Origin of the sequence: Mesorhizobium sp. M7A.F.Ca.US.005.03.2.1, from assembly GCF_003997795.1 — a bacterium.
GTDB lineage: Bacteria > Pseudomonadota > Alphaproteobacteria > Rhizobiales > Rhizobiaceae > Mesorhizobium > Mesorhizobium ciceri.
Genome location: NZ_RZRP01000298.1, coordinates 1 through 6,794, shown reverse-complemented (window position 1 = coordinate 6,794; position 6,794 = coordinate 1). Strand labels below are relative to the sequence as shown.

Annotated in this window: 9 protein-coding genes; 3 read left to right on the top strand and 6 right to left on the bottom strand. The window is 63.7% G+C overall.

Annotated features, from left to right (window positions below):
- The 3 genes from EN991_RS17710 to EN991_RS17700 all read right to left on the bottom strand — a co-directional run.
- A partial coding sequence (locus EN991_RS17710) for a transporter substrate-binding domain-containing protein (protein ID WP_245460993.1) occupies positions 1-544 on the bottom strand: 544 nt, incomplete at its 3' end.
- A 242-nt stretch (positions 545-786) separates the two neighbouring features.
- Positions 787-1,386, bottom strand: a complete 600-nt coding sequence (locus EN991_RS17705; RefSeq protein WP_127369223.1) for a YdeI/OmpD-associated family protein — start codon at positions 1,384-1,386, stop codon at positions 787-789.
- Positions 1,387-1,497: 111 nt separating this feature from the next.
- Positions 1,498-1,896: a cupin domain-containing protein gene (locus EN991_RS17700; RefSeq protein WP_164753815.1), complete on the bottom strand. Its 399-nt coding sequence runs from the start codon at positions 1,894-1,896 to the stop codon at positions 1,498-1,500.
- A gap of 65 nt (positions 1,897-1,961) precedes the next feature.
- Here EN991_RS17700 and EN991_RS17695 point away from each other — a divergent pair, with 65 nt between their 5' ends.
- On the top strand, positions 1,962-2,423 hold the full coding sequence (locus EN991_RS17695; protein ID WP_063172635.1) for a MarR family winged helix-turn-helix transcriptional regulator: 462 nt from the start codon (positions 1,962-1,964) through the stop codon (positions 2,421-2,423).
- Between the two features lie 129 nt (positions 2,424-2,552).
- Positions 2,553-3,281, top strand: coding sequence for an SDR family oxidoreductase (locus EN991_RS17690; RefSeq protein ID WP_127369222.1), 729 nt, complete (start codon positions 2,553-2,555; stop codon positions 3,279-3,281).
- A gap of 16 nt (positions 3,282-3,297) precedes the next feature.
- Here the strand turns inward: EN991_RS17690 and EN991_RS17685 are convergent, their stop codons facing one another.
- Positions 3,298-4,272 carry a LysR family transcriptional regulator gene (locus EN991_RS17685; RefSeq protein ID WP_127369221.1) on the bottom strand — a complete coding sequence of 325 codons (975 nt, stop codon included), beginning with the start codon at positions 4,270-4,272 and terminating at the stop codon, positions 3,298-3,300.
- A 15-nt stretch (positions 4,273-4,287) separates the two neighbouring features.
- Positions 4,288-5,193, bottom strand: coding sequence for a S1C family serine protease (locus EN991_RS17680; protein ID WP_013530631.1), 906 nt, complete (start codon positions 5,191-5,193; stop codon positions 4,288-4,290).
- Positions 5,194-5,388: 195 nt separating this feature from the next.
- Between EN991_RS17680 and yghU the strand changes: the two genes are divergently transcribed.
- Positions 5,389-6,255, top strand: coding sequence for a glutathione-dependent disulfide-bond oxidoreductase (gene yghU / locus EN991_RS17675; RefSeq protein WP_013530630.1), 867 nt, complete (start codon positions 5,389-5,391; stop codon positions 6,253-6,255).
- An 83-nt stretch (positions 6,256-6,338) separates the two neighbouring features.
- On the opposite strand, the gene EN991_RS17670 is transcribed toward yghU, so the two are convergent.
- Positions 6,339-6,641, bottom strand: a complete 303-nt coding sequence (locus EN991_RS17670; protein ID WP_013530629.1) for a DUF1236 domain-containing protein — start codon at positions 6,639-6,641, stop codon at positions 6,339-6,341.
- Positions 6,642-6,794: the final 153 nt, after the last annotated feature.

Genomic DNA, 6,794 nt, shown 5'->3' with positions numbered 1-6,794 from the left:
GTTCGAACATCCAGATGAGGACGCCGACCACCCCCGATATGATGACCAGCGCCAGAACCGCCTGCAGGAAGCCGAACGACGTCAGGGCATGCAGCACCGGCCGCCATGACGGCTGGTTGTTGAGCGGCGTCGCGATGCCGAGCCCGGTCGTGAAGAAGGGCTGCGTGAAGTCGACGGCCTTTTCGCGGTCGGCCGTGACCGTGATCGCGGCCATCGCCGCATCGAATCTGCCGCTGACGACGCCATCGATCTGGTCCTGCACGGCAGGCACTTCGACATAGTGGAAGCGCAGGTTGAGCCGCCCGGCCATTTTCTGCCAGAGGTCGATGCTCAATCCCGACCAGCTGCCGTCCTGCAGCTTGAACGCAAAAGGCGGCGCCTGTTTTATCCCGACCGAGATCTCTTTTGCCGGCGAGGCCGAGGGGGAAGCCAGGTCGGGAGAAGTCTGATCGGGCGAAGTCTGGGCAAGCGTGACCCCGGCTCCCACACACGCGACGATGACAATGAGACCCAGCGCCATCGTCCACGAAGCAACTCTTCTCAACGGCAACGACTCCCAGCGACCGGTCCGCCGCTCGATCGTCGCGGCTTTCGAAGGGTAGCCGCCGTGCCCTCCTCCGTCCACCGGCGATGTCGTTGCTGAAGCGGCCGCGCCACGCCGACCCCGAATTGCGCGAAAACAAGCAGTTGGAACAATTTCGCGATTCAAATCCTGAAGCGCTTCGCGCAACGAGGGATCCCGTGAGGACAGGCTTGCGGCGCCGAAGACGAATTCGCGCCAAACCCTCACTTCCTGCCTTGCGGATGGATCGTCTCACCGCGCTTCAGCATTGCCACAAACGCTTCGATCTTCCTCTTGCGCCCGGCCTCGGTCTTCATGTTGTGAATGCGGAAGGCGAGCGCGAAGCGGTTTTGCGCGTTGAGTTTTTCAAGCATCGCCTTCGCAGCGGGTTCGGCGTCTATGGCCGCTTGCAAATCATCGGGAATTTTCATCTCCTTGCCGCTGCCATAGGCGCGCGCCCAGCGCCCGTCGGCCTTGGCCGTCTCGACCTGTTTGAGCCCATGCTCGGTCATGCGGCCCTCCTCGACCAGCCGCGCCACATTGTCGATGTTGATCAGGCTCCAGATGCTCTTCCTGCCGCGCGGCGTGTAGCGCTGCAGGAAGCTCTTGTCGTCCAACCCTTTGCGCACCGCATCGATCCAGCCGAAGCACAGCACCACGTCGATGGCTTGCTTGGGGGTGATCGATTTCAATCCGGACCCCACCTTGTGCATCTTGATCCAGACTTCGGTTTCCGTGGCGTGGTGCTTGCTCAGCCAGGCGTAGAAGCCGGCAGGATCCGCAAATTCATGAACCTTGTCGGGATCGACCTTGATCGGCGCCATCAGTCGGCCTGTCCGTTCGATGCTGTTGCCGCTCGCGTCATCGCTCTCACTGTCGTCCTGCCTCCGGCATCATGCCCATCGTCATTGGCCAGCATCGTGGCATGAATTGCGTCAGTTTCCGGCAGCAAACTTGGCAGGCGCGCACGGCGTTCCTTCACGCCCGTCGGTCCGGACATTTTTCTTCCCGCCCCACTGTAGAAAGTCCCGGAATACCTGCCATGCTCGTGCTCGGACTGCGCCGCGCGGGATGCACAGCGCTTCTCCCGGTCCGACCTCGATCGGCTTGCCGTCGACGGTCCAGGTCAGCACCCCTTCAATGCCGTAGATCGTCTCTTCGTAGTGATCATGGCTGTGCGCCGGCGCCAGCAGGCGCAGTCCGCTGGCAACCCTCAACTCAAAGGCGGCGATGCTGCCGTTCGAACTGTCGCCCGTCACCAGGAAGCGAATCGACAGCCCCTTGTCGCCGATGGTCTCATTGGCTGGATTGACCTGAAGATTCATGACCGACATTGCGCAAACCCCTCCGGTAAATTACATTTACTCGCTATCAGTAAACTCAATTTACCGGATCGTCAATGCCCACCTCAACGGAAGTTCTACAGACCAAGACCGAGAACCTGCTGATCGGCGCCCTGCTGCGCGTGCCGGCACAAGCGATCCAGCGGCGGCTGATCAAGGAGCTCAACGCCGCCGGTTTCGACGAATTGCGCCTGCCGCATATGGCGGTGTTGCAGTTTCCCGGACCGGACGGCGCGCGGCCCGGGACCATCGCCGAGCGTGCCGGCATGAGCAAACAGGCCATCAACCAGCTGCTCAGCAGTCTCGAAGGGTACGGCTACCTCGTCCGCTCCGACATTCCCGGCGATGGCGGTGCGCGCGTGGTGCGGTCCACCGAACGCGGTCATGCCGCGTTCTGGAAAATGGTCGATATCCTGCACGACATCGAGGAGGAATGGCGCACCGAACTTGGGCAGGAGCGCTTTGCCCAGCTGAAAGCTCTGCTGTTTGTCGTCTGGGAAAGTCCGCTGGTGCGCTGAGCCAGAGACGGCGCTCGTCCGCCCTGCTCCATCGGCCTTTCCGATGGCACTATCGGTTTCTTCCGTTTCCTTCTGTCGCGCCGAACTGCCAATTCCTGCCCTTGTCCATTCAAGCAAAGGCAGAGCGAAATGAGCATTTCGAAACAGAAAATCCTGATCGTCGGCGGCGGCTCCGGCATGGGTCTGGCGCTGGCCCGGCACTGCGTGGAGGCCGGTGCGGCGGTTGTCATCGCCGGGCGCGGCCAAGACCGGCTGCGGCAGGCGCGCGAGGCGCTCGGCAATCCCGCCGGGCTGGAGACGGCCGTCGTCGACATCGCGCGCGAAGACCAGGTCTCGGCGCTGTTCGCAGCGATTGGCGGACTCGACCACATCGTCAGCACCGCAGCCGACATCGAAGGCGCCTACCGGCTGCTGCCGGAGCTTGACCTGAAGGCGGCGCAAAGGGTGGTGGAGAGCAAGCTGTATGGCCCGCTGCTGCTCGCCAAGCACGGTGCGCCGCGGCTGGCAGCATCCGGCTCCATGACCTTCGTCTCCGGTATCGCCGCCTATCGCCCAGCCGCACGCGGCTCCGTCGTTGCTGCTGTCAACGCAGCGCTCGAAGGCCTCGTGCGGGCGCTGGCGGTCGAGTTGGCGCCGATCCGCGTCAATGCCGTGTCGCCCGGCTGGGTCGACACCACGATCTGGGCGCAAGTGGCCGGCGACAGGAAGGACGAGACGTTGGCCGCGATGGCCAAGCAGCTGCCGGTCGGGCGGATTGGCCAACCCGATGATATCGCCGACGCCATTGCCTTCCTGATCGGCAATGGCTTTACCACGGGAACGACGCTGCATGTCGAGGGCGGCCACCGCCTGATCTGAACCGCCGCTGCTTCCGTCAGGAGTTGTTTGCAAACAAGGCCTTGGAGCGGTTCGACGATTCAAGTCCTGAACCAGCCTTGGCGGGCTGCAGGGCCGGCACCAGCGTGTCGCGCGCGGCAGTGAGCAATTGCTTAAGCGCCGGCAGCTGGACGCGCCGGCGGCGCCAGATCATCACCAGCGGCGCTGTCCGCATCTGGCCGGGCCATCGCATTTCGACAATGTCGCCGCGTGCCAGCGCATCCGTGACGGCCAGGCGTGGAACGAGGGCGAGCCCCGCGCCGGCCGCCACCAGCCGCGCAATGGCGCCGATACTGCCGACCTCGTTGGCAAGTCTGGGTGCGGCAGCGCCCGCCTCGGCAAAGGCCGTGTCGAACATGTGTCGGTAGATACATCCGGGCTCCGTTGCCACGAAGGAGAGCGTGCCAAGGGCAGCCAGGTCATGCCCGGTGCTGCCCTGCCCCGGAGCCGCGACCAGCACCAGCGGTTCGGCTGCTATCGTGCGCCTGGCGAAGTGTTTATCCGACGCGCCCTTCGCGAAATCACGGCGGTCGAAGCAGAACGCGACATCGATGTCGCCATCCTCCAATTGGCGCAGCAGCGCGCCGCTGCCCGCCACCTTCATCCGCACGGTGATGTCGGAATGGCCGGCCTGGAACCCGGGCAGCCAAGGCGCCAGCCTGGCCGACGCGATCGTCTCCAGCGCGCCGATGGTCAGGTGCCCGCTTGTCGAACCTGCCGCTGCCTGCACGGCCGCGCGCGCCTCGCCGTCGAGCCGCAACAAATCCTCGGCGATCGGCTTCAGCGCTAGGCCTGCCGGCGTCAGCTCGAGACCGGACTTCGCGCGCGTGAACAGGGCAGCGCCAAGCTCGGCCTCGAGCGCCAGGATCTGGTCGCTGACGCTCGATTGCGCGAGGTGGACCACTTCTGCGGCGCGTGTGATGTTGCGGCTCCGCGCCACCGCAAGGAAGGTTTTGAGCAGTCTTGGATGCATCGTGTGGCTGACGCGCTATTGCAGCTGCGGCTTCTTCAGAAAACTGCCGCGGTCGGCGGACTTGACGCGCAGCCAGGTTTCGCGGCCGTCGCGCAGCACCCGCATCGGAATCTCGGCACCGGCCGAGCCGCTCTCCCACAGCTTGCGATAGAAATCGGCGAGTCCATCGACCGCGCCGTCGCGGATGTCCGAGATGATGTCGCCCTGGCGCAGGCCAGCCTTGGCCGCCGGACCGCCTTCGGTCACGCTCATCACCACCACTCTGCCATCGCTTTCGGCCGACAGGGCGCCGAGCCATGGACGCGGCGGCTTGGCCACCTGGCCGCGCGTCAGGAGATCGTCGAGTATGGGCGGCAACAGATCGATCGGCACCACCATGTTGATATCGGCGACCTCGCCATTGCGGCTCATCTGCAGGCGCAGCGAACCGATGCCGAGCAGCGAGCCATCGGCGCCGAACAGCCCGGCACCGCCCCAGGACGGGTGCGCCGGCGCAATGAAGATCGCCTCGTCGAGCAGATACTCCCAATAGCCAGCGAATTCCTGCTTGGTGACGATCCTGGCCTGCACCGACTGGCCGATGCCGTCGGCCAGCACCACGGCGTCGCCGATCCTGGCCTTGCCGGCATCGCCCAGCGCCACCGCCGGCAGGCCGAGCGGCGCCAGCGCCTGCACCAGGCCGAAGCCCGATTCCTGGTCATAGGCCAGCGCGTGCGCGGGGATGACGCGGCCGTCATGGCTGGTCAGCCAGACCTCTTCCGCTTCGGTGATGAGATAGCCGATGGTCAGCACCAGCCCGTCATTGCGAATGACGACGCCGCTGCCTTCCCTGAGCGTGCCGAGCGCCCCGGCCGTAAAGGCATCTTCGGGAACAGTGGCCCGCACGGCAACGACCGAGCGCGGATTAGGATTGATGGTCATGCTTTTGTCCTGGGTGGGCTTTGGCGACATCTTCTATACGTATGCCACGCAGGAGAAGGCGCAAGGGTAAGGAAGAGCCCAATTGCCGATGTTGGCACTGCGGGCATCGATAATAGTTCAACGCAAGTTGAACTTACACATCCGCAGCCCTAGTTTATGGCGACCTGCCATCCTTCCCCGACACGAGGCCACGAAATGACCGACTACACACCGCCGAAAGTATGGACCTGGAACAAGCCGAGCGGCGGAGCCTTTGCCAGCATCAACCGGCCGATCGCCGGGCCGACGCATGACAAGGAACTGCCTGTCGGCAAGCATCCGTTGCAGCTCTATTCGCTGGCGACGCCGAACGGCGTCAAGGTCACCGTCATGCTGGAAGAGCTTCTGGCGCGCGGCCACAAGGGTGCCGAATACGATGCCTGGCTGATCCGGATCAACGATGGCGACCAGTTCGGCAGCGGCTTCGTCGAGGTCAATCCAAACTCCAAGATTCCGGCCCTGATGGACCACAGTGGCACCACACCGGTGCGCATCTTCGAATCCGGCTCGATCCTGGTCTATCTCGCCGAAAAGTTCGGCGAATTCCTTCCGACCGAACAGCCGGCCCGCGCCGAGGTGCTGTCCTGGCTGTTCTGGCAGATGGGCTCGGCGCCGTATCTGGGCGGCGGCTTCGGCCACTTTTATGCCTATGCGCCGGAAAAGTTCGAATATGCCATCGATCGCTTCTCGATGGAGGTGAAGCGTCAGATGGACGTGCTCGACCGCCGGTTGGCCGAGACTGAATATCTCGGCGGCAAGGACTATTCCATCGCCGACATGGCGGTGTGGCCCTGGTATGGCGGGCTGGCACTCGGCCGCATGTACAATGATTCCGGCGAGTTCCTGTCGGTGCACGAGTACAAGCATGTGCAGCGTTGGGCGAAGGCCATCGACGCCCGCCCGGCGGTCAAGCGCGGCCGCATGGTCAACCGAGCTTTCGGTGAGCCTGCCATGCAACTGCATGAACGCCACGACGCCAGCGATTTCGAGACCAAGACGCAGGATAGACTGGCCGCCGAATAGGCCATCGCGGGTCGCGGCAAAGGAAACCCGCCCCGACGCGACGTTCGGGGCGGGGTTTTCCCAAGGTCCAGTACTGCGGGTCCCTAGTGCAGCACTTCAACAATCTGGCGGGTCTCCGGATCGACGAGGACCGTCTGGTCGTTGATCACCGCGACGCGGTATTTGACGTCGGGCACCTCACGCAGTTCGACCGTATCCGGCACCGACGAGCCGAGCTTGAGCTCGACGCCCAGAAGGTTCACCGAGGCAAGCGGTTCTCTCTTGATGTATTCGCGAACGACTGTCTCCTGCTCCGGCTGGACGACGACGACGTTTTCCGCCAGCGCCGCACCAATCCCGCCCATCAGGACGACGGCGGTCGCCGCGCTCGTAAGATAAAGTCTCATGGCCATCTCCTAGTGATAACTGAATTCCGCCCTCCATAAAAACTCCACCGCTGCCATGCGGTTCCATCGTAACTTCAGAATTGAAGATATTACGATTGCAGCCTGGATATTGATTGGTTGCCGATCAAACATTCGGCAGACAGCGTTCAAGAG

Bases quoted from the DNA above. Each gene is read 5' to 3' on its own strand.
- EN991_RS17705 (WP_127369223.1), bottom strand. From the start codon at position 1,386: ATGGCGCCGATCAAGGTCGATCCCGACAAGGTTCATGAATTTGCGGAT.
- EN991_RS17700 (WP_164753815.1), bottom strand. From the start codon at position 1,896: ATGTCGGTCATGAATCTTCAGGTCAATCCAGCCAATGAGACCATCGGC.
- EN991_RS17695 (WP_063172635.1), top strand. From the start codon at position 1,962: ATGCCCACCTCAACGGAAGTTCTACAGACCAAGACCGAGAACCTGCTG.
- EN991_RS17690 (WP_127369222.1), top strand. From the start codon at position 2,553: ATGAGCATTTCGAAACAGAAAATCCTGATCGTCGGCGGCGGCTCCGGC.
- EN991_RS17685 (WP_127369221.1), bottom strand. From the start codon at position 4,272: ATGCATCCAAGACTGCTCAAAACCTTCCTTGCGGTGGCGCGGAGCCGC.
- EN991_RS17680 (WP_013530631.1), bottom strand. From the start codon at position 5,193: ATGACCATCAATCCTAATCCGCGCTCGGTCGTTGCCGTGCGGGCCACT.
- yghU (WP_013530630.1), top strand. From the start codon at position 5,389: ATGACCGACTACACACCGCCGAAAGTATGGACCTGGAACAAGCCGAGC.
- EN991_RS17670 (WP_013530629.1), bottom strand. From the start codon at position 6,641: ATGAGACTTTATCTTACGAGCGCGGCGACCGCCGTCGTCCTGATGGGC.